The 731-nt window shown below is 41.9% G+C and carries 1 protein-coding gene and 1 pseudogene; both read right to left on the bottom strand.

What is annotated here, in order from left to right; genetic code table 11:
* Window positions 1-212: pseudogene (locus tag A3738_RS31765) on the bottom strand (histone deacetylase); the annotation flags it as partial.
* 239 nt (window positions 213-451) lie between these two features.
* Entirely contained in the window at window positions 452-670 is a 219-nt protein-coding gene (locus tag A3738_RS01505; protein WP_068479915.1) for a hypothetical protein, read from the bottom strand.
* Window positions 671-731 lie beyond the last annotated feature (61 nt).

A 731-nucleotide genomic window follows, 5' to 3' on the forward strand; every position in this document is an offset into this window, starting at 1 on the left:
GTGTTATGAGTCAAATCATTGAGATAGCGAGAAGCGTGGCATAAAGTAAGTTCATCAATTCGCGCCGCGGATGGTTGATGTTCGTTAGATGCTACAAGCCCTGCATTGCAACAATAATCGTACAAGCGCTCAAACTTAGACATGACAAAACGATGTTTGCTGTCGAAAGGGTAACTGTACTTCGGATGATAAACCAAAGGCACGCGCTTCAAATCGTGATGCTCCCTTATTTTTAGTTGAATCTAGAAATGAAATATAGGCCAATGACATAACAAGTATGAAGTCATGCGGTATTTTCAACGTTTTTTGTTACGCGGTAATGAATCAAGATCGCGTTAACAAATGAAGTATTGCATGGTATCTAGCCAATAACTTAGCTCTGCAATTGTATAACTCTTCCTCGATCGAGATGGCTACCATTTAGTCTGCCGGCAGCCCCACGAACCCAGCCTTAGAATCTAAAGCTAGTATCCGCATGTTGCTTTAAGAGCTTGGTGATCTCTGGATTATTTTTGAGCTGAGCTAAGTCAAGCAAATAGTCTAGCTCCAGCTCTTTGAGTGTTTTGTCGAGCAAGGCTAGCCTCAGTTTCTCTAGCTCACCATTGGCGATCATGGTTGTGATTGCCGACATTTCGTTGATACCCATTCGTTTATTGTTTGAATTTGGCATTCGATGCTCCTTATTACGCTATCCACTCTGCTTTTATACATTGAGGTTCAATGGATCGGTT

Source organism: Oleiphilus sp. HI0066, from assembly GCF_001635725.1.